At 39.5% G+C, this 26,632-nt stretch carries 29 protein-coding genes; 27 read left to right on the forward strand and 2 right to left on the reverse strand.

Features of this window, described 5'->3' with window-relative positions:
• Positions 1 to 56: 56 nt before the first annotated feature.
• From CWC28_RS14430 to CWC28_RS14555, 25 genes are all read left to right on the forward strand, one after another.
• A complete protein-coding gene (locus CWC28_RS14430) occupies positions 57 to 419 on the forward strand; it encodes a hypothetical protein (protein ID WP_076920056.1) in 363 nt (120 codons plus the stop codon).
• 207 nt (positions 420 to 626) lie between these two features.
• Positions 627 to 1,664, forward strand: a complete 1,038-nt coding sequence (locus CWC28_RS14435; protein WP_135923573.1) for a hypothetical protein — start codon at positions 627 to 629, stop codon at positions 1,662 to 1,664.
• Positions 1,661 to 1,978, forward strand: a complete 318-nt coding sequence (locus CWC28_RS14440) for a hypothetical protein (RefSeq protein WP_135923574.1) — start codon at positions 1,661 to 1,663, stop codon at positions 1,976 to 1,978. The genes CWC28_RS14435 and CWC28_RS14440 overlap by 4 nt, the downstream gene beginning before the upstream one ends.
• A 12-nt stretch (positions 1,979 to 1,990) precedes the next feature.
• Positions 1,991 to 2,338: a hypothetical protein gene (locus CWC28_RS14445; protein WP_135923575.1), complete on the forward strand. Its 348-nt coding sequence runs from the start codon at positions 1,991 to 1,993 to the stop codon at positions 2,336 to 2,338.
• A gap of 157 nt (positions 2,339 to 2,495) precedes the next feature.
• The gene (locus tag CWC28_RS14450; RefSeq protein ID WP_138625321.1) at positions 2,496 to 2,873 is read left to right on the forward strand and encodes a hypothetical protein; all 378 of its coding nucleotides are present in this window, start codon (positions 2,496 to 2,498) and stop codon (positions 2,871 to 2,873) included.
• 107 nt (positions 2,874 to 2,980) lie between these two features.
• On the forward strand, positions 2,981 to 3,478 hold the full coding sequence (locus CWC28_RS14455) for a DUF411 domain-containing protein (protein WP_138625322.1): 498 nt from the start codon (positions 2,981 to 2,983) through the stop codon (positions 3,476 to 3,478).
• Complete coding sequence (locus tag CWC28_RS14460; RefSeq protein ID WP_138625323.1) at positions 3,478 to 4,905, forward strand: TolC family protein; 1,428 nt, start codon at positions 3,478 to 3,480, stop codon at positions 4,903 to 4,905. The genes CWC28_RS14455 and CWC28_RS14460 overlap by 1 nt, the downstream gene beginning before the upstream one ends.
• Entirely contained in the window at positions 4,905 to 6,677 is a 1,773-nt protein-coding gene (locus CWC28_RS14465) for an efflux RND transporter periplasmic adaptor subunit (protein ID WP_138625324.1), read from the forward strand. Before CWC28_RS14460 ends, CWC28_RS14465 begins: the two co-directional genes overlap by 1 nt.
• 14 nt (positions 6,678 to 6,691) lie before the next feature.
• Entirely contained in the window at positions 6,692 to 9,856 is a 3,165-nt protein-coding gene (locus CWC28_RS14470) for an efflux RND transporter permease subunit (protein WP_138625325.1), read from the forward strand.
• A gap of 88 nt (positions 9,857 to 9,944) precedes the next feature.
• The gene (locus CWC28_RS14475) at positions 9,945 to 10,556 is read left to right on the forward strand and encodes a PepSY domain-containing protein (protein WP_249324973.1); all 612 of its coding nucleotides are present in this window, start codon (positions 9,945 to 9,947) and stop codon (positions 10,554 to 10,556) included.
• Positions 10,556 to 12,388, forward strand: a complete 1,833-nt coding sequence (locus CWC28_RS14480; RefSeq protein WP_135923581.1) for a 2Fe-2S iron-sulfur cluster-binding protein — start codon at positions 10,556 to 10,558, stop codon at positions 12,386 to 12,388. Before CWC28_RS14475 ends, CWC28_RS14480 begins: the two co-directional genes overlap by 1 nt.
• Before the next feature lie 24 nt (positions 12,389 to 12,412).
• Positions 12,413 to 12,760, forward strand: a complete 348-nt coding sequence (locus tag CWC28_RS14485; RefSeq protein WP_016708251.1) for a copper resistance CopC family protein — start codon at positions 12,413 to 12,415, stop codon at positions 12,758 to 12,760.
• 18 nt (positions 12,761 to 12,778) lie between these two features.
• Positions 12,779 to 13,666, forward strand: a complete 888-nt coding sequence (locus CWC28_RS14490) for a CopD family protein (protein WP_135923582.1) — start codon at positions 12,779 to 12,781, stop codon at positions 13,664 to 13,666.
• A 15-nt stretch (positions 13,667 to 13,681) separates the two neighbouring features.
• Complete coding sequence (locus CWC28_RS14495; protein WP_008467847.1) at positions 13,682 to 14,152, forward strand: YybH family protein; 471 nt, start codon at positions 13,682 to 13,684, stop codon at positions 14,150 to 14,152.
• Between the two features lie 27 nt (positions 14,153 to 14,179).
• Positions 14,180 to 16,003, forward strand: coding sequence for a copper resistance system multicopper oxidase (locus CWC28_RS14500; protein WP_138625327.1), 1,824 nt, complete (start codon positions 14,180 to 14,182; stop codon positions 16,001 to 16,003).
• Positions 16,000 to 16,860, forward strand: a complete 861-nt coding sequence (locus tag CWC28_RS14505) for a copper resistance protein B (RefSeq protein ID WP_138625328.1) — start codon at positions 16,000 to 16,002, stop codon at positions 16,858 to 16,860. Before CWC28_RS14500 ends, CWC28_RS14505 begins: the two co-directional genes overlap by 4 nt.
• Before the next feature lie 645 nt (positions 16,861 to 17,505).
• Positions 17,506 to 17,928: a hypothetical protein gene (locus CWC28_RS14515; RefSeq protein WP_138625329.1), complete on the forward strand. Its 423-nt coding sequence runs from the start codon at positions 17,506 to 17,508 to the stop codon at positions 17,926 to 17,928.
• A gap of 297 nt (positions 17,929 to 18,225) precedes the next feature.
• Positions 18,226 to 18,639: a MerR family transcriptional regulator gene (locus CWC28_RS14520; protein WP_085281994.1), complete on the forward strand. Its 414-nt coding sequence runs from the start codon at positions 18,226 to 18,228 to the stop codon at positions 18,637 to 18,639.
• Between the two features lie 101 nt (positions 18,640 to 18,740).
• Positions 18,741 to 20,984 (forward strand): heavy metal translocating P-type ATPase, encoded by a 2,244-nt coding sequence (locus CWC28_RS14525; RefSeq protein WP_138625330.1) that lies wholly within the window; start codon positions 18,741 to 18,743, stop codon positions 20,982 to 20,984.
• An 11-nt stretch (positions 20,985 to 20,995) separates the two neighbouring features.
• Positions 20,996 to 21,349: a cupredoxin domain-containing protein gene (locus tag CWC28_RS14530; protein WP_138625331.1), complete on the forward strand. Its 354-nt coding sequence runs from the start codon at positions 20,996 to 20,998 to the stop codon at positions 21,347 to 21,349.
• A gap of 9 nt (positions 21,350 to 21,358) precedes the next feature.
• Positions 21,359 to 21,694, forward strand: a complete 336-nt coding sequence (locus tag CWC28_RS14535) for a DUF2933 domain-containing protein (protein WP_138625332.1) — start codon at positions 21,359 to 21,361, stop codon at positions 21,692 to 21,694.
• On the forward strand, positions 21,687 to 22,352 hold the full coding sequence (locus CWC28_RS14540; RefSeq protein ID WP_138625333.1) for a methyltransferase family protein: 666 nt from the start codon (positions 21,687 to 21,689) through the stop codon (positions 22,350 to 22,352). Before CWC28_RS14535 ends, CWC28_RS14540 begins: the two co-directional genes overlap by 8 nt.
• Positions 22,336 to 22,758: a hypothetical protein gene (locus CWC28_RS14545; RefSeq protein WP_138625334.1), complete on the forward strand. Its 423-nt coding sequence runs from the start codon at positions 22,336 to 22,338 to the stop codon at positions 22,756 to 22,758. The genes CWC28_RS14540 and CWC28_RS14545 overlap by 17 nt, the downstream gene beginning before the upstream one ends.
• A gap of 10 nt (positions 22,759 to 22,768) precedes the next feature.
• Positions 22,769 to 23,140: a hypothetical protein gene (locus CWC28_RS14550; RefSeq protein ID WP_019677951.1), complete on the forward strand. Its 372-nt coding sequence runs from the start codon at positions 22,769 to 22,771 to the stop codon at positions 23,138 to 23,140.
• 50 nt (positions 23,141 to 23,190) lie between these two features.
• Positions 23,191 to 23,541, forward strand: coding sequence for a hypothetical protein (locus CWC28_RS14555; protein ID WP_004589646.1), 351 nt, complete (start codon positions 23,191 to 23,193; stop codon positions 23,539 to 23,541).
• Positions 23,542 to 23,757: 216 nt separating this feature from the next.
• Here CWC28_RS14555 and CWC28_RS14560 read toward each other — a convergent pair whose 3' ends face one another.
• Together CWC28_RS14560 and CWC28_RS14565 are read right to left on the reverse strand one after the other, a co-directional pair.
• Positions 23,758 to 24,489 carry a MauE/DoxX family redox-associated membrane protein gene (locus CWC28_RS14560; protein ID WP_138625335.1) on the reverse strand — a complete coding sequence of 244 codons (732 nt, stop codon included), beginning with the start codon at positions 24,487 to 24,489 and terminating at the stop codon, positions 23,758 to 23,760.
• A 1-nt stretch (position 24,490) separates the two neighbouring features.
• Complete coding sequence (locus CWC28_RS14565) at positions 24,491 to 25,012, reverse strand: DUF305 domain-containing protein (RefSeq protein ID WP_138625336.1); 522 nt, start codon at positions 25,010 to 25,012, stop codon at positions 24,491 to 24,493.
• Positions 25,013 to 25,803: 791 nt separating this feature from the next.
• On the opposite strand from CWC28_RS14565, the gene tnpA reads away from it, so the two are divergent.
• Positions 25,804 to 26,247: an IS200/IS605 family transposase gene (gene tnpA, locus CWC28_RS14570; RefSeq protein ID WP_138625337.1), complete on the forward strand. Its 444-nt coding sequence runs from the start codon at positions 25,804 to 25,806 to the stop codon at positions 26,245 to 26,247.
• Between the two features lie 142 nt (positions 26,248 to 26,389).
• Positions 26,390 to 26,587, forward strand: coding sequence for a cupredoxin domain-containing protein (locus CWC28_RS14575; RefSeq protein ID WP_283206553.1), 198 nt, complete (start codon positions 26,390 to 26,392; stop codon positions 26,585 to 26,587).
• Positions 26,588 to 26,632: the final 45 nt, after the last annotated feature.

Consider the following 26,632-nt stretch of genomic DNA (forward strand, 5'->3'; position numbering starts at 1 on the left):
ATAAAAACTGAGTGACATAGGTGCGTGGCCTAGCGTTGCCGTTTTTTGGTGTATTGATGTCTTTTAATAAAGAAGACCTGCTAGTAAATATAAAAAGGCAGGCAAAACGATTATCTAAATTATTAACTATTCCCCTTGGACAAGCCCAAGAAGGGGCAGCTATTTGTCTATATGGCTGTGACAGTTACAGCGATTTACTAGTAAAAATAAAAGCTGAATCCTTTGATAACCCATTGATAGCACTGTCTGCACTCTCACCAAACTCGGAAATATTTTTAGTAAAAATATTAGCTAGCCACCTAGATAGCATTATTGGAAATTTTGAAAAAAAATTTCCCGGCTCCAATATAAATGAAGAGATGGTCGTATCCTTGTTTGGGCTTAGCTTTTCAGAGTTCAAACTCAAAATATCTACCTAAAGTTGTACAAATACGTAAGTTGTCATTTTGTTTTTTGGCGATATTATAATAAGAAGGCTGAACGGACAGCCTACGCCTACACATGTTTTTCGCCTTGAAAACGTGAACAGTGAAGCGGAGCATCCGTAAAAATTTGGTTATTTGAACAATAAATAAAGCAATGTGTTGGTAGGCCATTGTTTATTAAAAAGTTGTTTGGAGAACTAAATGATCTCACTTTATCAATTAAAGAATAAACTCAATAAACAAGCAAAAGAGTTTGCTGAGTTATTAGAGTTTCCTGATCTTTACGCCCAAGGCCTGTGGGCTAGAGGTGTTTATAACTGCCCTCATTTTTCTGATACCCATAATAGCCTCACTGAAGCATTTGAACAGAAAAAACTGGATTCAATTCTAAAGCACGATTCCCTGAAATATTTAATGATCAACGAACACGATGATCAAGAAATTATTGAATCGCTTCATAAAGAAATTGAGTCAATGGCAAACCGTATTGAAAGCCTGATGCTGGTAGATATTGAAACTTTAGATTTAGTTTCATTGATATACCAAGTTTTAGGGTTACCTGAAGATGCCAAGTTTATTGTTAATACAGGCGCAGACTTCCGCTTAGAGTGGCGACCATACTTTGATGCCTTTGATGATCCGTTGATAGTTCAATATGCAGATTTAAAAGTTCATGGTTGTTATTTCAGGCTCATAGCTTCAAAGTTTCCGGTTGAAAAGCTTTCCTTGGATGACATTAAAAAATACATGTACATCAATCATGTAAACCATAATGGTGAGTTCGAAGGCTGTATTTCTGAAGGAAATACATTTTCTAAGCATGTGCACTGGCTGGTGTTGACACTTGAATTATTCAGTAGCGGCAAAGTAAATAAGGCTCAGTTCAATCCAACAACCTTCAAAATCGAAGGTATGCGCTATTTGGTATACGGCTTCCCTCTGATTCCTTCCTTTGTATCTGATTGGCACAAACCTAATTTGTGTTTACGTGTTAAAAATCTAGATGGCGATCAGAAGTTCATTGTTCGTATCGATCAGCAAGATCTTGTTTTTTATGCGAGGCGCGTTGATACCAATTTTTTTAACACCATCGATTATGAAAAATACATTTCGTTGTATCAATCTAGTGTTCTGTCACATTTTGATGCTGACAACAATTTACTTAAAGTTGATGGGGTTAAATATCTAAGTTTCTTTCGTCCTTTTTCTGTAGAAGATATGAAAGGAGTTCAAGCATGAGACCTAGAGTAAAACTAACCAACGCAAAACTTATCTCAATTCAATCTGATACAGAGGAAAAAGTTGAACGGGTGCTTTACGGCACATTTGCTGACGAAAATGAAAATGGTAAAGAAGGAGATGCTTTATTCACGATAAAGGTTCTGGAAATCAATGGTCAAGAAAGTAAGTGCTTTGGTGTTGACTTTTATATCTTAGATGCTGTACCAAAAGAGTTTGATGTAAATGCATTTGAGTTTAATTTAATGCATGAGTGTATGTATTCTCCTAATAAGTTATTAGAGCTGCGAAATATGCTCCCGGCTAGTTATTAGTAAGGGAATACGTTGGATAGAATATATTTAAAGGATGCCTACATAGTATCTGTTTACGACTATAAAGAATTTGAAAAAATATTTCTTGGCGAGTTTTTATCAGGGGTGGTTATTGAAGATGAAACATTCAGGTTCCGGCCATTTCAGCAAATCGTGACTTCAAAGGTTGTTAGCAAATCTGCTGATGAGGATAAGTTAGAAATATACACACATAGTGAGAGTTGTTATGTGATTGATGCTGACCATAAGTTAATTGATATTTCGTTTGTTGAACTGGTTGTTATGAGGGCGGGAGCTTATTCGGTAGATCGAGTTTTAGAAATGAGAGAGCAACTTAAGTCTCAAAATAAAAGCCATTGAATAACGAAGATAAAAAGTCTGATGAGATTATTATTTGTCACTTACCTCTTTGAAAAAATTGACGTTAGTCAAATATTCATAAATGTTTACATGACATCAATTTACTTATTCGAAAATTTGTATTAGCATAGACAATGTATATTTTTATGAGAATTTTATGTCTAAAGCATTTTCAAAAGTCTTAGTAATAACGCTTATGCTGTTTGCCTTTGTAGGGCAAGCATTTGCGTATTCTGCTATGCCGTGCGAAATGTCATCAGGTTCTCACGAATCACACATGAACATGAACATGAACATGAACATGAACATGAACATGGATCATGGTGATATGAATAAAAGCAGTAATGGTCAATCAGAAGATTGTTGTGACGTTGAATGTGTTTGTCCTGCAAATGCTTGCTCATCTACGACAGTCCTAAATTCCAGTATTGATTCGACAGATATTCAAATATTGAGTGAATCTGTAGCTGCTCTGCAATCTAAACAACCTCATTCAATTTCCACTTCCCTTTATCGTCCACCAATTTTTGCCTAATACAGGATTAGTGCGTCTAAATTTCGCGCACATGTAATTAATTTTTCTGTTAGTCAATATAGCGTCGTAGCGCTATAGCTATTTTCCAGCGATGTCTGGGGGCAAAAATGATCAATAAGTATTTAAAAATAGCAGTTGTAATGCTGCTTTCACCTGCGTTTGCAAACGCCAATGAACATAAGCATGCACACAATAACGACGTAACACCTTTGGAGTTAATCGTTTATAAAACCCCTACTTGTGGGTGTTGTAAAAAATGGATAACTCATATTGAAGACAAAGGGATCGTTGCGCATTCCAAAGATTTCCGAAACATCGGCAATATCAAAACTAAGTATGGTATTAAACCTAATTACCGTTCATGCCACACGGCAGTGAGTAGAAATGGATTTGCCTTTGAAGGCCATGTACCCGCTAAGTTTATTCAGCAGTTCTTGTCAGAAGAGCACCCCAATGCGATTGGATTATCTGTCCCAGCAATGCCTGTTGGCTCTCCGGGTATGGAAGTCGGCGACCGCTTTATGTCATATAACGTGTTAATTTTATTTAAAGATGGAACGAGCGAAGTCTATGCAAAAGTTAAGACATACGAGGAGCAATTCTAATGAAATTGAACGCTTCAAACCTTACTTCACTTTCAACTGCACTAATACTCGGCTTATCTGTATTCTCAGCTCAAGCTGAGAAAGTAGTGTCACTCGAACAAGCTATCACCTTAGCTCAGCAAAATGATCCTTGGCTTCATGGGAGTCAGTTGAAACAAAGTGCGGTTGAAAATAGAAGTATCGCTTCAGGTACTTTGCCTGACCCCAAAGTATCACTAGGGATAATGAATTTACCAACAGATACTTGGGACTTAGATCAGGAAGGAATGACTCAACTAAAGGTTGGTGTTTCTCAAATGTTTCCTAGAGGTGATAGTTTAAAGATTAAACAAGAGCAATTAAAAATTGAGTCAACGAAATTTCCACTGCTACGAGAGGATCGTAAGGCTAAACTGATAAGCCAAGTATCACAGTTATGGTTAGATGCTTACTTAGCCCAACAAACCATTAAATTGATTGAAGCGGATTGGGCGCTCTTTGAGCAGATGGCGGAAGTTACTAAAGCTAGCTACTCAAATGTTGTTGGTAAAACCAGACAACAAGATGTTATTCGTGCTCAATTGGAAATCGTGCAGTTAGATGACCGATTAACTTCGCAAAAGCAGAAACTAGAAACAACAATCGCTCGCCTTAATGAGTGGCTTCATATCTACGATGCTGCTGGCTTGAATGAATCATTCAACTTTGATACGCAACCATTAGAGTTTAGGGTTTCTAAAAAGTTGCCTACAATTCATTTGAACAATTCAACAGTCCTAAAAGCATCTAATTACTCAAGAAATCTATTGGCTCAGGAGCTTTCGAATCACCCAGCCATACTTGCAATTGATATAAAACGCAAAGCTTCAGAAAAAGCAGTTGAGTTAGCTAAACAGCAATATGAGCCGCAATGGGGTGTTAATGCTAGTTATGCCTATCGTGACAATATGCCCTCTGGTGATAGCCGAGCTGATTTATTTTCTGTTGGAGTAACGTTTGATTTACCCTTGTTCACCGAGAACAGACAAGATAAGCAAGTTGCAGCTTCTATTGCAGATTCAGAGACTATTAAAACCGAGAAACTATTACTGACAAAGCAAATGATCAGTATGGTGGAAAAGGAGCTTAGACAGCTTAAGCGTTTATCTGATAGGCAATCTATCTATCAAGAACAACTCCTTAAACAAACTCATGACCAAGCAGAAGCGTCATTGACAGCTTACACAAATGATGATGGCGATTTTGCCGAAGTTGTTCGAGCAAGAATCGCAGAATTAAATGCCAGAATATCAGCCTTAAGAATTGACGTTGACGCACTTAAAACAGTTGCTCGTATCAACTATTTCTTTGCGCATTCTCAATCTAACTCAAATGCTGAACATAAGTCGATGCAAACTTCACACAGAATGAATCAGCACTTATCCAATCAGCAATTTGGAGAAAAATAATGTCAACGAATACTAAAACACCAAATTTGAAACTAGTAGCCGCCATCATCATTGGGGCAGCACTAGGTGCTGGAGCATTAAGTTTATATCAAGGTACAGGTTCAAGCGGTAATGGCAATGAAGCTACATCAGCAGAGAAAAAACCGCTGTATTGGGTTGCACCGATGGATTCTAATTACCGCCGGGACAAGCCCGGTAAGTCGCCTATGGGTATGGATTTAATTCCTGTGTATGAGGAAGAATCATCTGGTGATGACTTTGGCCCCGGAGCCGTAAAAATCGCGCCTCATGTAGTGAATAATCTTGGGGTTCGCACTGCTCCTGTTGAGCTTAAAAATATGCATACTGAAATCTCAACCGTAGGTTACGTTCAATATGATGAAGATAAGCTAATTCACATCCATCCTCGTGTTGATGGTTGGATTGAAAAGCTCTACGTCAAAGCAGCAGGTAATCCTGTAGAGAAAGGGCAACCTCTTTACACGCTTTATTCTCCTCAGTTAGTTAACGCGCAAGAAGAGCTGTTGATAGCGTTAAAACGCAATAATAGTTCTTTAATTTCAGCAGCCAAAGATCGCCTTAAAGCGTTACAGCTTTCAGCAGACTTTGTTCAAAAGCTAGAAAAGACACGAAAGGTTCAGCAAACAATCACTTTTTACTCACCACAAGCAGGTGTTGTTGATGGTTTGAAGATTAGGGAAGGTTTTTATGTAAAACCGGGAAACACCTTATTAAGCATTGGTCAGTTAGATCAAGTTTGGGTTGAAGCAGAAGTGTTTGAACGTGATGCGGCTTTGATTAAAGAAGGATTGCCAGTATCAATGACTCTGGATTATTTACCGGGTGAGGACTGGGCTGGTGTTGTTGATTATGTCTATCCAACGTTGAACAGTAAAACTCGTACTCTTAGAGTGCGATTGAAATTCGACAACACAGATTACCAGCTAAAACCAAACATGTTTGCACAAGTCTCTATTCACGCTAATCAAGCTGATAGCACGATACTCGTACCTAAAGAAGCCGTCATTCGCACAGGTAAACAAGACAGAGTTGTACTTGCGTTGGGGGATGGGCAATTTAAGTCTATCGAAGTGACGATTGGCCGGGTTGATATCGACAGCATCGAAATATTAGACGGCTTAAATGAAGATGACGTTGTGGTGACATCAGCTCAGTTCTTGATTGATTCTGAATCAAGTAAAAGCTCTGACTTTAAACGAATGACTCATGATGAAGTGCCTAACTCTGTTTGGATGCAAGGTGATGTTAATAGTGTTATGGCAGGACACCGTATGGTTAATATTTCGCATGGCCCTGCTGAAGCTTGGGACTGGCCTGAGATGGTTATGGATTTTACTGTGGCTGAAAAAGTCGATATTGACTCATTAAAGTCTGGGCAATCTTTGCACTTTGAAGTGAGCAAAACCGAAGACGGTGGATATGAAGTTACTGGAATTCATATCATGAGTGAGCCTGCTGATATGAGTGAAGAAGTATCATCAGCAACAGTATCAGGTTTAATTAATGACATTAACATTGATATGCGAACATTGAATATTAGCCGAGGGCCAATAGAGAAATGGGATAGACCTGCTGCGACGATGGATTTTATCGTCGCGGACAATATAGAAATAGTTGATTTCAATGTTGGTGATAATGTCACTTTCACTTTTGAGGTTAGAGATGACTTAGTTATCACTGAAATCTCTCTTGAATCAGATGAACAACACGGCAAGGAAAATAAAGCTGCTGTTGATCATTCTAATCATTAAGTGGGAGAAAAATAATGATTGAATCAATTATTAGATGGTCTATCGGCAATCGTTTCTTTGTTTTGTTGATTACCTTAATTGTCGCGTTTGGTGGTTTGTACTCATTACAAAAAACGCCAGTAGATGCACTCCCAGATCTTTCTGATGTGCAGGTGATAATTAAGACGAGCTATCCGGGACAGGCACCACAAGTAGTGCAAGATCAAGTGACGTTTCCCCTTACTACAGCGATGTTGTCAGTACCGGGAGCGCAAACTGTTCGTGGTTACTCATTTTTTGGTGATTCCTACGTCTATATCATTTTTGATGATGATACTGATTTGTATTGGGCTAGAAGCAGAGTACTTGAATACTTAAGCCAAGTAGCATCAAGCCTGCCTGATTCGGCAAAACCTCAATTAGGACCTGATGCAACAGGTGTGGGTTGGGTATACATTTACGCTTTAACAGATAAGTCTGGAAACCATGATCTAAGCCAATTAAGAAGCATTCAAGACTGGTTCTTAAAGTATGAACTACAAACTGTTCCGGGCGTGTCCGAAGTTGCCGCCGTTGGTGGTATGGTTAAGCAGTATCAAGTGCAAGTAGATCCTGACAAATTGAGAGCTTACGATATTCCTCTAAGTTTAATACAAATAGCCTTACAAAAAGGGAACAAAGAAACTGGCGCATCCGTTGTGGAAATGGCTGAAGCTGAATATATGGTTACTGCTACGGGATATATTCAATCAGTTGCGGACATCGAAAAAATTCCACTTGGCATTAACGAGCAAGGCACGCCGTTGCGTATTGGTGATGTTGCCAACGTTAACCTTGGTCCTCAAATGCGCCGTGGTATCGCAGAACTTAATGGCGAAGGCGAAGTTGTTGGTGGTGTTGTCGTTATGCGCTTTGGTGAAAACGCTCAACAAACCATAAATGGGGTAAAAGAAAAGCTTGAGTCGCTCAAATCTTCTTTACCAGAGGGGGTGGAGGTTGTCCCTGTCTATGACAGATCGAAGTTAATAGATCGTGCTGTTGATAACCTTTGGAGCAAGTTGCTAGAGGAGCTTGCAGTCGTTGCTATTGTCTGTGTTGCTTTCCTATTTCATCTTCGCTCATCAATTGTGGCAGTTGTTACTCTACCATTAGGTATATTGGTGTCATTCATCATCATGTATATGCAAGGCATCAATGCCAATATTATGTCTTTAGGCGGTATCGCTATTGCTATTGGTGCGATGACTGATGGTGCAATAGTGATGATTGAAAATATGCATAAACATATGGAGAAAACACCACTAACAGATGAAAACCGTTGGCAAATTGTAGCTAAGGCTGCGAGTGAGGTAGGCCCTGCATTATTTTTTAGCTTGCTGATCATAACAGTCTCATTCTTACCTGTGTTTATCTTAGAAGCGCAAGAAGGAAGAATGTTTTCACCGCTCGCCTATACAAAAACCTATGCAATGGCTGCATCAGCAGGCTTGGCAATAACATTGGTTCCTGTTTTGATGGGCTACTTTATTCGAGGCAAAGTCGTCTCTGAAAAGAAAAACCCGTTAAACCGATTATTGATTGCTATCTACATGCCTGTTTTAAAGCGAGTCATGAGGTTTCCAAAATCGACAATAGTCGCAGCAGTATTAGTGACTATCGTTGGTTTTTGGCCTGTCGATAAAATTGGTAGTGAATTCATTCCGCCATTGGATGAAGGCGACCTTATGTATATGCCTACTACATATCCCGGCATTTCAATCGGTAAAGCAAGAGAGTTATTGCAGCAAACGGACAAGCTTATTCGCACTGTGCCAGAAGTTGAAAATGTATTCGGTAAAGTAGGACGAGCTGAAACCGCAACTGACCCTGCGCCTCTAACCATGATTGAAACCTTTATTCAATTGAAGCCACGGGAGGAGTGGCGAGAAGGCGTGACAACTGAGTCGTTAAAAGCTGAGTTTGATAAGTTGGTTAAATTTCCGGGCTTAACCAATGCTTGGGTCATGCCAATCAAGACCCGCATTGACATGTTAGCTACAGGTATAAAAACGCCTGTCGGTATTAAAGTCGCCGGACCAGAACTTGATGTAATTCAGGATATCGGCCAACAAATAGAACAACTCTTGCCAGAAGTGACAGGCACAGCGTCAGTTTACTCTGAACGAGTTGCAGGTGGACGATATATCAAGGTTGATATTTCACGAGATAAATCAAGTCGCTTTGGGTTAAATATCGAAGATGTCCAACAAGTAGTTTCTACTGCGATTGGCGGTATGAATGTGACACAAACGATAGAAGGTCAAGAGCGTTACCCTGTTAATCTGCGCTATCCGCAAGATTATCGAGATTCTCCTGAGCAGCTAGCACGATTACCTGTTGTAACACCAAGTGGTCAACGCATTGCACTAGGTGATGTTGCTGATATTCGAATAGAGAATGGCCCACCGGGTATTAAAAGTGAGAATGCCAGAATCAATGGTTGGACTTTCATTGATATTGATAGCGTTGATGTAGGTACTTATGTTGAAAATGCTAAAGAACACTTAGCAAATAACCTGACATTACCAGCAGGCTATTCAATTACTTGGGCCGGACAATACGAATATATGGAAAGAGCGAAAGAAAAGCTCACCTATGTATTGCCTTTAACACTCGCCATTATTGTTATTCTGCTTTACCTGAATTTCAGAGCGTTTAGTGAAGTGGCTATCATTATCGTTACCTTGCCGATGGCAATGATCGGTGGCTTATGGTTGATGTATCTAGAAGGGTTTAATTTCTCAGTAGCTGTTGGTGTGGGCTTTATCGCTCTAGCTGGTGTTGCGGTTGAGATTGGCGTGATAATGCTGGTTTATCTTAATCAAGCACTTGCTGAGCTTAAGGAAAAAGCGGTGGAGCGAGCAGAACTCATCTCAAATGATGCATATCAAGATGCATTATTGCACGGTGCTGGCTTACGAGTTCGTCCAGTAATGATGACGGTAGCTACAATCATTATAGGTTTAATGCCTATTTTATATGGTACTGGTACAGGTTCTGAGGTCATGAGCCGCATTGCTGCTCCTATGGTAGGCGGAATGACAAGTGCTGTGCTGCTCACGCTTATTGTACTCCCTGCAATTTACTCAATCATTAAAAAGCCTGAAGTAAATGCCTTTAACAAAGAGCTTTCTAACGTGGAGCCTGAGAATAATGCTTAGCACGGCTAGAAAATATCACAAATGGCTAATGGCATTTGTCGGAATACAATTCCTCTTCTGGTCTATTACAGGCGTGTATATGGTGACTATGGATATTCACTATATACACGGCGAAACCTTGGCTAAGAGTGAGGAAGCCAAAATAGATTTAGCAAGTATGGATTACTCCATTGTAAAGCTAGCTGCGGATTATCCTAAAGCTAGCCAAGTTACACTTACTCAAAGTATGGGCCGTCCTTTGTATTCTTTTATTAATGGAGAAAATGGAAAAGTAGCAATAGATGCTAAAACTGGAGCTGTTCAGGCCCTTGTAGATGAAATCAAGGCTAAAGAAATCGCACAATACCATTATGCACTGAATCATCAAATCGACAGCATAAGGTTGATTAAGTCAGCGACAAACTTGCCTGCTGAGTTGTCCCCAAGGCATTTACCTGTTTGGAGAGTGACGTTTGAGCAATTCTCCACACCGACATTTTATATAAGTCAACAAACAGGATCACTTGTTGCCAAGCGTCATGATTACTGGCGATTGTTTGATTGGATGTGGCGGTTCCACATTATGGATTACTATGATGGAGAAAACGTATCTAACTGGTTTTTGTTCTTGGTCGCAACTCTAGGTCTAATGGGAGCAATTACTGGCGCAGTATTGACTTATTACCGAGTGCTTTCCCCAAATAAAAAGGGAGTCATTTGATGCGACTATTTAAGTTAAATACAACGATACACAAGTGGCTTTCTTTATTTGTTGGTTTACAACTGCTTATTTGGTTGGGAACGGGCCTTTACTTCAATTTGATGGATCACAGTAAAGCCAGTGGTAATGAACTTAGAGTTCATTCTCATCATGAAGGTAGCATTACAGGCTTTGACCTATTCCCTATTAAAGACATTACTAGTAATGCTCCGCAGGAAGTAAACCTTATATGGGTTTTACATCAGCCTTACTATCATTTTGTGTTCGATAAGGGGCAGCATAGCTATCAAGAACGCCACTCAAAGCTATTTGATGCTGTAACAGGAAAGCCATTTAATTTGTCTGAAGAACAAGTACTAACTTTGGCAAAAAACTCCTACTCAGGACAGGGTAAGTTAACTACTCCAGTGTTATCTCAACCTCCGTTTTCTGATCACGTAAGGCAGCAAAATCCTATGTGGCAAGTTGCCGTTGAGGATGAGAACAATACAACTATTTATTTAGATAGTATTACAGGTCAAGTACTTCGCCATGCCAATGATGATTTCAGATTGAAAGATCTGATGATGAAGCTTCACTTTATGGACTATGGCAATTCTGGAGGATTTAACCATTGGTTGATCATTGCATTTGCTTTTGCAACGCTATTCCTTTCAATTACTGGTGTTACTTGGCTGATACAACAGTATCGAAGTGGTTTACTGAAGCTAGGTTGGGGCACTAACAGGCAAAAAGTGGCAGTGACGTTTTCCAATGAAAATACTATTACTGACATCTCAGCAGTTGGTCGCTCAACTGTATTAGAAGGGCTAGCTAGTTCACATGTATACCTTCCTTCAGGTTGCGGTGGTGGCGGTACTTGTGGCAAATGCGTGTTCTTAAGTTCAACTAAATTACCTATCACACTATCTGAACAGGAACATTTATCTCAGGAGCAACTTAAGGAAGGTTATCGGCTTGGATGTCAGCATAGGTTCTCTGAAATTAGTTCGATTGAAGTTAATACTGATCGCAATATTGAAAATCATGAGCTAGTTGTGGTTGCGACTAACTTCATTACTCCTTTTATCAAGGAAGTGAAGTTTAAGGTGAAATCAGGCAAACAGTTGGCATTTAAAGCTGGTGCATATATGCAATTTGATGTGCCAGCAGGGATGAATAGCTTACGTCCAGATGATATGCCAGAGTGCTATGAAAAATACTGGGATAGCTACTATCATGGAAAATTTTCTCATAACGGTGTAACTCGCCACTACTCATTAGTTAACTTTGACGAGGAGTCTGATGAGTTAATGTTTAATATCCGTTGGCAGACCGCAAAGAATGGTTTTAAAGCAGGAATAGGTTCAAGTTATTTAGGTTCACTCCAAGTAGGTGAAACGATAACTGCAAGAGGCCCTTTTTCTGATTTTTATGCCACTTCAAATAAAAAAGTTAGTCGCGTGTTTATAGGTGCGGGTTCAGGACTTGCACCACTGAGGTCTATTATTTTTGAACAGTTGAAAAAGCATAAAGATAAAAGTGGTTTGACTCTTATCTATGGTGCGCGAACTGAAGATGACTTGCTATACCATAATGAATTGAAGTCACTGAGTGAGAAGCATAAAAACTTCTCTTATATTCCTACTCTTTCTAATCCTTCAGAAGAATGGCAAGGGCACTCAGGCTATGTTCAAAAAGTACTTCTGCCGTATATGAACCAAAAATCAGAACTGCATTTGGCTGAGTTTTACTTGTGCGGTCCAGAAGCAATGATGAGTGAAGTGGAAAAAATAATTACAAATGCTGGGATTCCAAGTAATCAAATTTTCAAAGATAAATTTAGTCGTTAATCCATTAAATAAATAGAGGTATATATGAAAACATTAATTAAACTTTTAACCATAATCAGTGTTGTTTTTAGTAGTGCAGTATTTGCACATGTGCATCTTGAAAAAAGCGTGCCTGCTGATAATGCAATGCTAATGAATACTCCAGAAAAATTGACATTGGGATTTAGCAAAGAGGTACGTGTAGTTAAAGTTACGTTGAAAAATAAAAAAGGTGAAAATATTAAATTTGACTTTAAACCATCAAAAGAAGCTTCCAGAGAGTTTTCATGGGAACTACCTAAATTAGCTCCAACAAACTATATCGTTGATGTGACCTATTTAGGTAAAGATGGACATAAAATGAAAGATAGCTTCGGCTTTATGGTTCATTAGTAAGGCTGTGTGATTGATATGGAAATGTATATCTGGAATACAGTCATTGTACTGTCAAAAATTGTATTTTACGTCGGCTTTGCCTGTATTGCCGGCTATACATTTTTCAGACAAATTTTTGAGCATAATGAATCTCATAGTAATGCTGTAATAGCGAATTTAACGTGGACAAGAACTTATATAGTTATGGCTTTGATCGCTAATATTACTTGGTTCTTTGCCAGTACTGGTGCAATGGCAGAAGAGGGAATTCAGGGGGCGATAGACGCTGATATATTGGCTATTATGTGGGACTCCTCTGTCGGCACTGGAGCTTTGCTTCGAGCGCTTGGGCTAGTTACCGCAATAATCGCTTTAGCTTTAAGGTTCAAACTCGCTGTGAACTCGTACTTAAAACAAAGCGCTTTAATGTTGAGTTTATTAATCCTTGCATACTCATTCACGTTACTGGGTCATATTTCTGAGTTAGGCACAATTGAAAAAGGCTTGCTTATTTTGCATGTGCTCGTTATGGCATGGTGGTTTGGGGCGTTATTGCCACTAAAACAGGCTTGCCATCAGCTAAGTTATGCAGAACTTCATTTGCTGATGGAAAGCTTTGGCAAACAAGCAAGTTTTACATTGAGCCTATTGTTGGTAGCAGGCCTCTGGCTCGTGATTCAATTGGTCGGAAGTCTTGATGCACTAATAAGCTCAAGTTACGGACAAACAATGTTGTTTAAATTGGCTCTTGTAGTGTCTATTTTGGCACTTGCTGCTAAACATAAACTAATACTCGTTCCACAACTTAAAAATAGTCAAGGCAGAGAGGCTTTATCTAAATCTATCTCGATAGAAATGGTAGTAGCTTTTGCCATTTTATCTGTAACGGCTGGGCTTACTAGTGTTGTTGGCCCTGCAAATTAAAACCTAAAAGAGAGAATGAAAATGAAAACAATAAATATATTACTCGTTTTATTAATGACGTTTAGTTTCGCAGCAAACGCTCATGGTGATAAGAACAAAGACAAAGGTTTGTTTAAAGGTATAGATACCCCTGCCGCAAAAGTTGTTTTGGCATTTCATCAAGCACTTGAAACTGGCAATCAAAAACAGGCTAGAGCGCAGTTAGCGGACGATGTCACCATTTTCGAGGGAGGCCGCGTTGAAAGGAGCGCTGATGAATATGCTCATCATCATATGTTGTCGGATATGAAGTATTTAGCAGCGATGAAGAGCGACACACTTGAACATCAAGTGACGATACTTGGAAATACCGCTATCTCTGCGTCGCGTAGTCAAACTACAGGTACTCATAAAGGTGTTGAACGCGATTATCAAGGCATGGAAACGATGGTGCTGGAAAAACAAAATGGTGAATGGAAGATTAAGCACATTCATTGGTCACATTAATTTATTGGTTAAATAACGGAGTACAAAATGAGAATTAAAAGTCCATTACATCAAGTTTCTACGCCACGTAGACGCTTTGTACAAGGTGTAATTGCTGGCGGTGTATTAGCTGCTTTTCCAAGTGTTCTTCATGCAGCTTCATCTTTGATTGCTGGAACTTCAACAGGTACTGCGCCCGAACTAAGTGGAGAAGTAATAGATTTAGTGATAGATGAGTCACCCGTAAACTTCACAGGTGTTGTAAGAATGGCTACAACAATCAATGGCTCAATACCAGCTCCTACCTTGCGCCTCAGAGAAGGTGATGACGTTACTATCAGGGTAACTAATAAATTATCAGTGCCGAGTTCAATTCATTGGCATGGGATCATTCTTCCGTATCAAATGGATGGCGTACCGGGTATTAGCTTTAAAGGTATAATGCCGGGTGAAACCTTTGTTTATAAATTTAAGCTGCAACAAAGCGGCACATATTGGTATCACTCACACAGTGGCTTTCAAGAAATGACAGGTATGTACGGCGCATTAATTATTGAGCCAAGAGAAAAGGATATTATTAGTGCTGACAATGAGCATGTCATCCAATTGTCTGATTGGACTGATGATGACCCAATGGATTTGTTTCGCAAGTTAAAAGTACAGAGCGATGTATTTAACTTTAATCAACCTACTGTTCCAGAGTTTTTTGATGACATTTCAAATAGCAGCGTTTCAAATGCGCTACAACGCCGGGAAATGTGGAATAAAATGAGAATGAACCCTACAGATCTTGCAGACTTATCAGCATCTGCAATGACTTTTTTAATGAATGGTTGTGCGCCTTTGACAAACTGGCGTGGAATGTTTAAAGCTGGCGAAAAGGTTAGGCTTAGATTTATTAACGGTTCTAGCAATACGTTTTTTGATGTAAGAATACCTGAGCTGAAGTTAACAGTTGTACAAGCTGATGGACAAAATGTTGAACCTGTGACAGTAGATGAATTTAGATTTGGTCCCGGTGAAACTTATGATGTACTTGTCGAGCCAAAAAATGATGCATATACGATTTTTGCACAAAGCATGGATCGCTCAGGTTATGCTAAAGGTACTTTATCAATGGCACCTAACGTTGATGCACCAGTACCTTCTTTAGACCCCGTTGAGTGGTTAACGATGACAGATATGATGGGCAATATGACCCATGATAGTGTGCATTCTACAATGGCTGATACGGCAGGTATGTCGGGCATGAATTCTAATCAAATGGATCATAGTGCAATGGGTCATGGAGCGATGGCAATGGATCATAGTAAACATGGAATGACTAAAAACCCATTAGCTGTTGCTAGCACTAAAGTGCGTCATGCAAAAACAGAGTATGGAGCTTCTGTTGATATGCGTGTTGATATGCCTAGAACAAACCTTGATGATCCCGGCATAGGTTTACGTAAAAATGGACGCCGTGTTTTAACACTTGCAGATTTACATTCTCTTGAGGGAATTACAAACCAGCAAGAGCCAGAGGCTGAAATTGAATTACATTTAACTGGAAACATGGAGCGTTATAGCTGGTCATTTGATGGCTTGGAATTTGGAAAAAGCACGCCAGTTCACATGAAGCATAATCAACGTTTAAGAGTTATTTTACAAAACGATACAATGATGACACACCCCATGCACCTGCACGGTATGTGGAGCGATTTGGAGAATGAAAAAGGTGATGTACAGGTTCGTCGCCATACTATCCCTGTACAACCAGCGCAAAGAATTAGTTTTTTAACAACACCTCATGACGTAGGTCGCTGGGCATGGCATTGCCATTTATTATTCCACATGGATGCAGGTATGTTTAGAGAGGTAGTTGTATCATGAGAAAATTAATACTAACCAATACGTTAAGACTATTATTAATAGGTTTGCCCCTTATAAGTGTATCTGTATCTGCAAAAGATGAGATGACTGAGATGGGTGATTCTAAAATGCAAGCACAAGGTGGAGATGCACCTAAAGATGCTAGAGACCCTCATGCTTATGCCGCAGGTACAACATTGACTGAAGGTCCTTATGCACTCAATAGCGACAAACGGCTGACTTTGGCAGATGAGCATTCATTTTACGCGCTACTAGGGGATCGTCTTGAATATAATGAGCAAACAAACGCAGGTGTTTTTGACTTTCAGGCATGGTATGGCACTACTTTTGATAGATTAGTCATCAAAACTGAGGGAGATTTTAGCGAAGGTAATTTAGAGGAGAACCAAACAGACTTTCTATGGGGCCACGCAATATCTGCTTATTGGGATACACAAGTCGGAATTCGACTTGATTACAATAACGAAGGTGAAAACCGCAAATGGCTAGCTTTTGGTTTACAAGGTCTAGCCCCCTACTGGTTTGAAATTGATATGACTGCGTATTTAGGAGAGCAAGGTAATAGTGCATTTTCGATCGAAGCTGAGTATGAGCTATTACTTACTCAAAAGTTAATTGTTCAACCACGAGCAGAGTTGACGCTTTACGGTAAGGATGACGTCCAAAATAACCTTGGTAGTGGCTTATCTAGCAGTGCTATTGGTTTTCGGGTTCGTTATGAGTTTACCCGCCAGTTTGCTCCCTATATTGGCGTTGAGTGGACAAATAAATTTGGTAATACAGCCGACTTTGCGAAGTTAAATGGGCAAAGTACTCGTGATACTGCTTTTGTTGCAGGTATCAAGTTCTGGCTCTGATGTGAAGAAATACTATATTGACTTGATGAGAGCTACCGCAACTATATTGATGGTAGCTTTCGTTTTTTGGGATTTAAACCATTTTAGTTATGTTAGGAAAGGCCTAGCTAATAGTATTTTTGGAAAGAACTAAGAGCAGTAATAGTAAGCTACTTCTTGTTTTCAGTCGGTGCCAGTCAGGTGTATACCTATCAAGGTGGAATATCAGCTAAGAAGTAAAATTGGCGAATAGTTAAGGTTAAAGAGTCAAGCCAAAAAACATCGCCATTGAAAGACGTACAATAGGCGATTTTATCACTTTTGATGAACGGGAAGTGGGTGTGCACGGGATAGAACCGATTGTTGCAAAGTACTGCGCTTAAAGCTGAACAATTGGAAAAATGATCCCTTATTCAATACCTAGTTATGAGCGTAGGGTTTTTATTTTTTTTAATGGTGCTCATACTTGGCTTCAATCTCATGAGTATAAATTAGACACCCCTTTTATACTTGTGAAGTTTAAGCTGTTTAAAAAAGTAAAAAGTAAAAAGTAAAAAGTAAAAAGTAAAAAGTAAAAAGTTTAGGTTTTAGTTCAAAGGTTGATCAAGATCATAAAATTATTTTTATAAAGTGGCTAATATTGTAGGTGCTATAGAAGGAATGATAATGTTTGGACTTTTCAGGTGGTTTAAAATAGTGATAATAACTGTGTTGCTTACGCAGCATAGTTTTGTTACAGCTAAGCCAATGAATTGTGAAGAACATCAAAATGGATCTTCCGACACGTATATTATGCAACGAAGCAAAAATATTCACCATCAATCAATGAATGACAATAGTCACTATCACAATGTAAACTCGCAAGATTCTAAACACCGTCATGGTGATGAAGTCTGTGAAAAATGCAAAGCTGGTGATTGTGTTTGTTGTGAGGGGGGATTTTGTGCAAGCTTTCATTTAAATGCCTATCTTGTGCAAGCGCAAGAGGAAGGTATTTGCAATATTTACTCTGAGCTAATTCTACAGCGTACACCTCTACCAAAATCTGGTATCCATCTCTTACTTTATCGTCCACCAATTATTGGCTAATCACGGGATCAGTGCGTCTTTTTTTCGCCACTCCCATCAAAAATAGAATGACTTATTCATTGATTTAAATAATCAATTGTTTTGAACGATTAGTACGATATTTTGAAGGCACTATGAAAACTCTCAAACTATTGCCATTTACAGTACTTAATGCTGTCGATTTTGACCGAGATTTCTCTTTTACCAAAAAATTAGTTTTTAGCTTATTCACTAGAATTAGTACTTGACCTGTGTCTTAGACACGGGTCTAAGCTGTAGGTGAGAGTACAAACTTAGGTGAAAAACTAAGGAGTAAATATGAAAGTAACAGAGCTGGCAAAAAGCCTTGGAACGACTGCTGATACGGTGCGCTATTACACGCGATTGGGACTGTTAAAACCTGCTAAGTCAGTGAACGGCTACAAGTCATACTCGAATAAAGAGGTATCGAGACTTAAATTCATTTTAAGTGCCAGAAACCTTGGTTTTGCCGTTGCTGATATCAAGCAAATTCTTAATGAATCTGAAGATGGTAAAAGTGCGTGCCCATTAGTCAGAAGCCTGATCAAAGAGCGGCTTGAAGAAACAGAAAAACAGTTTCAAGCAATGTTGGCACTTCGAGGAAAAATGTCTTCAGCTCTTTCTCAATGGGAAGAGATGGAAGACAAAGCACCGACTGCAAACATGGTTTGTCATCTCATCGAAAACTTTGAACAAATTAAAAAGGCATAGGAGGAAAAATGGTGACTACTAATACAAATATAGAAACCGAATCAGGCTGTTGCTGTCAGGCAAAAGCTCAATCCTCTTCGTGTAAAAGTAAGGAGAATACGTTGGAGAAAGTATCACATAACCAACAGCTCATCATTGAAGGAGCTGGGTGTGCTAGCTGTGTAGGCAAAATTGAAGGGGCGTTAAAGGCAACTCTTGGTGTAGTCAGTGCGGAAATGAATTTTGCTGATAGGACTGTAACAGTTTCTGGAACAGCTAAGACAGAAGAATTGATCAAAGCTGTTGAGTCTGTGGGGTATAACGCGAAGCCAATTGATGATAGCTCAGCAACAGATGCGCTTGACGAGAAAGAGGCGGCGGATTGGGCATATTACAAAAAGCTAATGCGCGATACGTTTATTGCCCTTTCACTCGGCGTTCCTTTGATGATCTACAGCATTGTGGTTGGAGAAATGACGGTTGAAACAAACCTTGAACGCATGTCTTGGCTGGTTGTTGGCATTTTGACTTTTGGTGTTATGTATTTTTCAGGTAAACATTTCTATGTAGGTGCATGGAAGAGCTTTAAAAACCACTCCGCCAATATGGACACCCTAATAGCTTTAGGTACAGGTACGGCTTGGCTGTATTCAATGGTTGTTGTGTTTGCACCCGAAACAGTTCCATTGATGGCTCGTCATGTTTATTTTGAAGCTACCGCCATGATCATTGGCTTAATTGATCTAGGTCTAGCATTAGAAATAAAAGCCAGAGGAAAAACCTCTGAAGCCATCAAACGCCTTATCGGCTTACAGGCTAAAACTGCAACAGTGATTCGCGACAACAAAGAGGTTCAGATTGGTATTGAGCAGGTTTTACTGAATGATGTTGTGAAGGTAAAACCGGGCGAAAAAATTCCCGTAGATGGTGTGGTATTGGAAGGCTACACCTCTATTGATGAGTCCATGCTGACAGGCGAACCTATGCCTGTTGAAAAAGCCGAAGAAGATGAGGTTGTCGCTGGTACTTTGAACAAATCAGGCATGATTTTATTTAGAGCCACACGTGTAGGCAAAGACACGGCGCTTGCGCAAATCATCAATATGGTGAAACGAGCGCAAAATTCAAAACCGCCGATTGGCCGTTTGGCCGATGTTATTTCAGCTTTCTTCGTACCTGTCGTGATGATCACCTCTGTGTTAAGTGCGCTAGCATGGCTTAACTTTGGACCTGAGCCAGCCATTGCTTTTGCCATCGTTTCAGCAACTACTGTGCTTATTATTGCCTGCCCATGTGCTTTAGGCTTGGCAACACCCATGTCTGTCATGGTGGGAGTAGGAAAAGCAGCAGAAGCCGGAGTGCTTATTCGCAACGGTGAGGCACTGCAAACCGCCTCTAAAATCACTGCCATGATTTTAGATAAAACGGGCACTATTACTGAAGGGGCACCTAAGGTAACCGATATTATTTTAGCAAAAGCTACTGACGAAAAAGACGTACTACAGCTTGCAGCAAGTTTAGAAAGCGGCTCAGAGCATCCTTTAGCGCAAGCGATTGTTGAAAGTGCGTTAGATCAGGATATTGAGTTACTAAAAATTGAAGCCTTTAACGCCATTACGGGTTTTGGTGTAGAAGCAAGCTGCAACAACAAAGCCCTGCTTTTCGGAAACGATAAACTAATGAAGTTAAAAGGCATAGACCTCACAGGCTTTGTTGAACAAGCACAGTCTTTAGCCAAAGAAGCCAAAACACCTATGTACTTTGCTGTAGATGGTGAACTTGCAGCAATCATTGCTGTTGCAGATCCTATCAAGTCAGACTCAATCTCTGCTATCAAACGGCTTCAGGCTAATGGTATACGCGTCATCATGTTAACGGGTGATAACAAGGAAACCGCTGCCGCCGTAGCTAAAAAAGCGGGTATTAGTGAGTTTCTTGCTGAAGTGCTGCCAGAAGATAAAGCCAACAAGGTGAAAGAGCTACAAGAAGGCGGCGAAATTGTTGGTATGACAGGAGATGGCATCAACGATGCTCCTGCGCTAGCGTTAGCCGATGTTGGCTTCGCCATAGGCACAGGGACTGATGTAGCTATCGAAAGTGCTGACATTACCCTAATGCGTGGTTCACTTCATGGCCTTGCTGATGCCATAGCGGTAAGCAAAGCCACTTTACGAAATATCAAACAAAACTTGTTTGGCGCGTTTGTCTATAACGTTGCCGGGATTCCTTTTGCTGCGGGGGTTCTATATCCCTTCTTTGGCATTCTGCTTAGCCCTGTAATTGCAGGTGCTGCAATGGCGTTTTCGTCATTGACTGTAGTGTCAAATGCAAATCGACTTCGCTTTTTTAAAGCAAAAGAGCATTAAGGAGAATCACAATGATGGTTATTAACTTATTAGGCTTAGTGTTGATCGCGCTGATTGTTTGGTGGTTTTGGCTGTACGAACCTAACAAAACAATTGTGCAAAACAGTGAAGTGTTAATTGAAGTGAAAGATGGCGTGTATTCCCCATCTTCAATTCAGGTGTCTGCTAGCCAACCTGTTACCTTGAAGTTTATACGCAAAGATCAATCCCCCTGCGCTGAAACAATGCTTATTCCTTCATTGGATATAAGCGAACAGCTTAAGTTGAATGAAATTACTCAAATTACCTTATTAAACTTGTCACCGGGAGAGCATGAGTTTCATTGTCAGATGCAAATGTATCGCGGCGTCTTAAAAGTCGTTTAGGAGGGCAATATGAAAAATCAACACCCTGATTTTTGGTCAACACCTACAGGCTGGGCTGCACTGGCACTTATTGCCGCAGTGACCTACTTCTTAGTGCTTGAGCATGGTCAACATGTGCTGCAATTTCTTCCCTACTTGATTTTATTGCTATGCCCCTTGATGCACGTATTTATGCATGGCAGTCATGGTAAACATGGTCACGATCATTCACATGCGCCTGATGAAAAAAAGGAAAAGAGCTTTCAAGAACTCACGGATAAAAATGCAGCCTATCGCGATGGCTACATACAAGGGTTAGAAAAGGCACGTAAGGAATCACATAAAAAGGAGAGCAGTGATGAATGAAACATATGATTATGGCTTATGGTCAATGGTGATACTGAACTCAGCAATTTTTATCTTTTTTGCCTTTAGTTTTGTCAAACCAAAAACATCAACTGATTGGAGAAGTCTAAGCGCGTTCTCTGCCTTTATTGTTGCCCTATTTACTGAAATGTATGGCTTTCCTTTAACTATCTATTTTCTGTCGGGGTGGCTGACGGAGACCTATCCAGAAGTAAATTTCTTTGCGCATGAAAATGGGCATTTATTACATACTTTCTTTGGATTTCAAGGTGATGCCCATTTGGACCTATTTCATATAGTGAGTATGGTGTTTATTGTTGCAGGTTTCTTTATGTTGTCTTCAGCATGGAATGTATTGCATCACGCGCAAAAACATCATCAATTGGCTACAACTGGATGGTATGCAAGGTGTCGCCACCCACAGTATGTAGCTTTCATTCTAATCATGTTCGGCTTTTTATTGCAGTGGCCGACAATCCCAACACTTGCGATGTTTCCGATCTTAGTCGTTGTTTACGTCAAGCTAGCGAAACGCGAAGAAGCACAAGCGATTGCTGAATTTGGTTCGGAGTACCACAGGTATATGGAATCGACACCAAGTTGGATCCCAAATTTTAATAAAAGTGTAGAAGGTAAAAATCATGAAAACGTTAACTAAATCAATTTTATTTATTAGTTCACTACTGATAACCACTAGCTCATTTGCCCAAAACAATGAGCATAAACATGAAGGTGCGAACAAAGCTGATATGCATCAAGGCATGGCAATACCACATGAGAACATGGGAGAAATGCATAAAAAGATGATGGAAATGAAAAAGGAAGTCCATGCCATTAAAACTGAAAAAGATCCTGAAAAGCAACAGCAGATGATGGTTGAACATCACCGTTCAATGATGAAGATGATGCAATCCATGCACAAAAACATGGAAGAAATGCCAATGCATCAACAAATCAAGATGACTGAACATCATTTAAAAATGATGGAGAACATGATGCCGCAGATGAACCGGAAAATGGAAGAAATTAAAGATAGCAATCAACAGCATTCACACAAACATTAGGAGAAAAATTATGAGCGATTTAGATCATAGAGTTGGCGTTAGAGAGCAAAATTTAGTTGTTCGAAATCTAAAGCTTAGCAATGTCACAGAAGAAAGCTGTGACGAGTTAGTAAAAGAAATAGATCAGCTTTTTGGTATAGATGAAGTTAGTTACAACATCAAAGAAGGTGAAATACACCTTGCCTATGATGCCGCAAACGTAAGCCTTGATGGGATTGAGGAGGTAATCCGTAAGTATGGCGCAGATGTTCATGATGATTGGTGGACACATACTAAAGAAAGTTACTATAAATTTGTTGATCAGAACATCAAAGATAACTCTGTTCATAAGCCTTGGAGTTGTCATCAAGCACCTTCGGGGGCTGGCCGGAAAAACAAATGAATTCATAAAAAAGTGTATAGATAATTAGTTAGTCAAATGAGGTAACAGTGATGAAAACACCCTATATAAAAGCTCTTTTATTGCTTACATTCGGTTTATATTTAGTGGGTTGTTCTAATACCACTTTTTATCATAAATACATGATGAGAGGTCAGGTAGTAGAAAGTTCTGATAATCGAACTCTAATCTGTATTGGTGCTAAGCATGGCGCAGAGGTTGGGCAAAAATACAGTGTTATTAGATTCCATGAAAGAATAGTATTGAGTGAAGGTGAAGATCCCTACACTATCGAAAAGGTAGGAACGGTACAAATTACTAAAATTGTGAATGATCATTTCGCAACTGTAAAGCTAGTGTCTGGTGACATTGCAGCGAAAGATATGGTGGAACTTGAAAACTAATAAAGTGGTGGCGAAAGCCACCACAAGAGCATAACAATAAAACTTAATGAAAAAGCTTTAGTGTTATTTTGTACAACCTTTGAGATTGTTTGCTCAGTTCTGGTTATCTTGATGCCAGTACGACAGAAAAAATGTTACATATGGATTAGAAAGGTGTGGGCTGGCATCCTAGGTCTAATCTTAACAGTTAAGGGGCCGCCGAATAGAGCTATACCTTTACATCAGCAGCATAATCAATGCTCCCGCGATCATAAATAAGTTTTCAGATAGCGATACAAATCCAAGTGGCACACTGCTATCGCCGCCTACACAGGCACACTTTAACTGGCGTTTGTCAATGTAAACGGCTTTGAAAACTGAAATTGCTCCAACTGTGCCGATAAACAATGAAAATGGTGCCACTGCGAGAGGCTGTAGTTGGGCAACCATACCAATACCTGCATATGCTTCAATGAAGGGATAAATATAACCATATCTTATCCATCTCATCGCTAGTAAATCATAAGTAATAAACGAATTTGTGAAACTGTATAGGTCTTTCAGTTTTTGCACCGCTAAGAGCGTCATTGAAAAAGCTATAAATAGCATCAGTGTTCTGATGGAGATAAATGAGCCGGAAGCAAAATGTTGAGATGCAACAGCAAGAAGTGCAGCTATCGAGAAAATGGCTACAACGGGCGTGTAGGTTGTGCCAGTTTGACCTGCTTCATCTTTACCAAAATACTCTCTTAAGTTATCGTATCCTCCGACACGCTTTCCTTCAATAAAGGTTTGTGGCGTAGTTTTGACATCATGCTTAGCTTTGAAGTCATCAGCTTGTTGTCTTGACGTGAGCTTATGATCTTCTACATCATACCCTTGCCTCTCCAGCAAATCTTTCGACCTTAAACCATAGGGGCAGATATGTTCGTCAGTGACCATTCTGTACAGGGTAGCTGTCTTAGTCATCTTAGTCTCCTTTGTTCAGTGTGCCTTCAAACTTTGGGAGCGGTCGTTGCTCAGCCTGAGCTTGTGAGCTGACCTTTCCATTTTCAGAAATATCTTTAATCAGCCATTCCATTTCTTTTATTTCTTTTCGTTGGGCTTTAATAATACCATTTGCCAATTCACGCACGCGTACATCCTCCAAAGTTGAATGCTCACTAGTAAGAATAGCAATGGAGTGATGAGGAATCATCGCTTTCATGTAGGCAGTGTCAGAAATTGTGCTTTGAGAGCGAACAAGATAAAGACATATGGCGAAGAGTATTGCTGCCAATAGAAAAATAGTCATGTTGAGCTTCTTGTTACTGTACATGCCAAGCATAAAGGCCAGCATGATGATTGCCATACCTGCTCCCATATACAACGCCATATAGATACGCGTTTCACTAAACCATATATGTGATACTGCGTAAGTGTTGAGATACATCATGACAAACATAGCAATGGTTGAGGTGATGATCATTGCAGCAAATCTTGAGTATTTCATAAGTAATCCTTACATTGATAGTGTAAATATTTCCCACTGTTAGCCTATTATTCTCTACATGTGGTCATGTTCTCGAAAAATTGCAAGTAATGAGCCAGTATCAATAAGAGTATTTGTAATACGATTGACTCAATTTCAGCGTAATTATTGTGAATCAGTACTAATCAATACATTTCGGTGTAAGAGCTTATGGGCAAAAAATCTTCTTTGAAGGAGATCAAATCAGCTTGTATTTAGAGTTTAAGTTTTGAACTTGTGATAGACACAGGCGAAATTGGCTTTAGTTAACAATCTAATGTGGGAACTCAAAGTACTACAAGCTGAGCTTCAACAAATGGCAAGCTCGTGTACAAGTGAAGACACAGTTAAAGCATGTGGAAGAATTAAACTTGATAATTAGAGTTGTCATTTATTTCACTTTTTAAATGAACGAATATTGATCTTTTATCTCGTTCATGTTCGAAAGCTAAAAGTTTCCTACACATGAAAGTGGTTTTGCAAGAGTATCTACTAGAGAACAAGATTTGAATGCTCAACTGTTCAGTTGGGCTATTATGGTTGTAGAAAAGTATTATAGGGCAATGTGTCTGGTACTTCAGTTAGAAATAAAAAAAGTTAAAGAAGCTAATCGATTTCATCAGGTAAGGTGATGAGGTAATTGTTACTCGCCTTGATCGGCTAGGCCGATCATTAAAGTCTATTCTTGAGGACATTGAAAGTACTCACAAACGGTGCGATTGTTTAAATCTCTTCGGGTTTATTCCCCGCCGCTTGCGGCGTAGTATTGAGTAATGAGCGAATTTATACATAAAAGCCACGATGTGACAGTTTTACTTTATCACTTAGTTTTCCCTGCAAAATATAGAAGAGCAGTTCTTGATGTGAGAGTTGATAGGGCAATCACAGAAATTTGTGTTGAAATAGAAAAACGTTACGAAATCAAATTTTTAGAAATTGGGACGGATGAAGATCATATTCATTTTTTAGTTCAGTCAGTACCAACCTACAGCATTACAAAGTTGGTAACGATGATTAAAAGTTTAACGGCAAGAGAGGTTTTTAAAAAGTGCCCTCATGTTAAAAAGCAGTTATGGGGTGGAGAGTTTTGGTCAGATGGTTATTTTGCAAGTACGGTAGGAAAACATGGTGACGAATCAATGATAAGAAAGTATGTGAAAAACCAAGGAAATAATTATGACCAACTCCATTCGGATCATCAGTTAGCTATGTTCTAACCAAATACCCCGCTCACGAAGTGAGTTCTGCGTTAGCAGAAGGGCTTGCCCCGGGGATGTTTATTATTATTAATGGTTCTCTCAGTACTAAAAATGATAATCCGTTTACCAGTTTCATTCATAATCTGCGCAATTAGCAATAATGACGTGCGTTCATAACCGTCATAAAGATCAATCCCCCTGCGCTGAAATAATGCTTATTCCTTCATTGGATATAAGCGAACAGCTTAAGTTAAATGAAATCACTCAAATTACCTTATTCAACTTGTCACTGGGAGAGCATGAGTTTCATTGTCAGATACAAATGTATCGCGGCGTCTTAAAAGTAATTGAGTTTTAAATAGGTCTTTTTACACACCTGAATGAGCAAAAGTAACTTAACAAA

It is taken from the genome of Pseudoalteromonas sp. S4492, assembly GCF_005886115.1.
GTDB classification, from domain to species: Bacteria; Pseudomonadota; Gammaproteobacteria; order Enterobacterales; family Alteromonadaceae; genus Pseudoalteromonas; species Pseudoalteromonas gelatinilytica.

What these genes read in the sequence shown, in the direction of transcription:
- CWC28_RS14430 (WP_076920056.1), top strand. Translation starts at nt 57, where the DNA reads ATGTCTTTTAATAAAGAAGACCTGCTAGTAAATATAAAAAGGCAGGCA.
- CWC28_RS14435 (WP_135923573.1), top strand. Translation starts at nt 627, where the DNA reads ATGATCTCACTTTATCAATTAAAGAATAAACTCAATAAACAAGCAAAA.
- CWC28_RS14440 (WP_135923574.1), top strand. Translation starts at nt 1,661, where the DNA reads ATGAGACCTAGAGTAAAACTAACCAACGCAAAACTTATCTCAATTCAA.
- CWC28_RS14450 (WP_138625321.1), top strand. Translation starts at nt 2,496, where the DNA reads ATGTCTAAAGCATTTTCAAAAGTCTTAGTAATAACGCTTATGCTGTTT.
- CWC28_RS14455 (WP_138625322.1), top strand. Translation starts at nt 2,981, where the DNA reads ATGATCAATAAGTATTTAAAAATAGCAGTTGTAATGCTGCTTTCACCT.
- CWC28_RS14460 (WP_138625323.1), top strand. Translation starts at nt 3,478, where the DNA reads ATGAAATTGAACGCTTCAAACCTTACTTCACTTTCAACTGCACTAATA.
- CWC28_RS14465 (WP_138625324.1), top strand. Translation starts at nt 4,905, where the DNA reads ATGTCAACGAATACTAAAACACCAAATTTGAAACTAGTAGCCGCCATC.
- CWC28_RS14470 (WP_138625325.1), top strand. Translation starts at nt 6,692, where the DNA reads ATGATTGAATCAATTATTAGATGGTCTATCGGCAATCGTTTCTTTGTT.
- CWC28_RS14475 (WP_249324973.1), top strand. Translation starts at nt 9,945, where the DNA reads ATGGATATTCACTATATACACGGCGAAACCTTGGCTAAGAGTGAGGAA.
- CWC28_RS14480 (WP_135923581.1), top strand. Translation starts at nt 10,556, where the DNA reads ATGCGACTATTTAAGTTAAATACAACGATACACAAGTGGCTTTCTTTA.
- CWC28_RS14485 (WP_016708251.1), top strand. Translation starts at nt 12,413, where the DNA reads ATGAAAACATTAATTAAACTTTTAACCATAATCAGTGTTGTTTTTAGT.
- CWC28_RS14490 (WP_135923582.1), top strand. Translation starts at nt 12,779, where the DNA reads ATGGAAATGTATATCTGGAATACAGTCATTGTACTGTCAAAAATTGTA.
- CWC28_RS14495 (WP_008467847.1), top strand. Translation starts at nt 13,682, where the DNA reads ATGAAAATGAAAACAATAAATATATTACTCGTTTTATTAATGACGTTT.
- CWC28_RS14500 (WP_138625327.1), top strand. Translation starts at nt 14,180, where the DNA reads ATGAGAATTAAAAGTCCATTACATCAAGTTTCTACGCCACGTAGACGC.
- CWC28_RS14505 (WP_138625328.1), top strand. Translation starts at nt 16,000, where the DNA reads ATGAGAAAATTAATACTAACCAATACGTTAAGACTATTATTAATAGGT.
- CWC28_RS14515 (WP_138625329.1), top strand. Translation starts at nt 17,506, where the DNA reads ATGTTTGGACTTTTCAGGTGGTTTAAAATAGTGATAATAACTGTGTTG.
- CWC28_RS14520 (WP_085281994.1), top strand. Translation starts at nt 18,226, where the DNA reads ATGAAAGTAACAGAGCTGGCAAAAAGCCTTGGAACGACTGCTGATACG.
- CWC28_RS14530 (WP_138625331.1), top strand. Translation starts at nt 20,996, where the DNA reads ATGATGGTTATTAACTTATTAGGCTTAGTGTTGATCGCGCTGATTGTT.
- CWC28_RS14535 (WP_138625332.1), top strand. Translation starts at nt 21,359, where the DNA reads ATGAAAAATCAACACCCTGATTTTTGGTCAACACCTACAGGCTGGGCT.
- CWC28_RS14540 (WP_138625333.1), top strand. Translation starts at nt 21,687, where the DNA reads ATGAATGAAACATATGATTATGGCTTATGGTCAATGGTGATACTGAAC.
- CWC28_RS14545 (WP_138625334.1), top strand. Translation starts at nt 22,336, where the DNA reads ATGAAAACGTTAACTAAATCAATTTTATTTATTAGTTCACTACTGATA.
- CWC28_RS14550 (WP_019677951.1), top strand. Translation starts at nt 22,769, where the DNA reads ATGAGCGATTTAGATCATAGAGTTGGCGTTAGAGAGCAAAATTTAGTT.
- CWC28_RS14555 (WP_004589646.1), top strand. Translation starts at nt 23,191, where the DNA reads ATGAAAACACCCTATATAAAAGCTCTTTTATTGCTTACATTCGGTTTA.
- CWC28_RS14560 (WP_138625335.1), bottom strand. Translation starts at nt 24,489, where the DNA reads ATGACTAAGACAGCTACCCTGTACAGAATGGTCACTGACGAACATATC.
- CWC28_RS14565 (WP_138625336.1), bottom strand. Translation starts at nt 25,012, where the DNA reads ATGAAATACTCAAGATTTGCTGCAATGATCATCACCTCAACCATTGCT.
- tnpA (WP_138625337.1), top strand. Translation starts at nt 25,804, where the DNA reads ATGAGCGAATTTATACATAAAAGCCACGATGTGACAGTTTTACTTTAT.
- CWC28_RS14575 (WP_283206553.1), top strand. Translation starts at nt 26,390, where the DNA reads ATGACGTGCGTTCATAACCGTCATAAAGATCAATCCCCCTGCGCTGAA.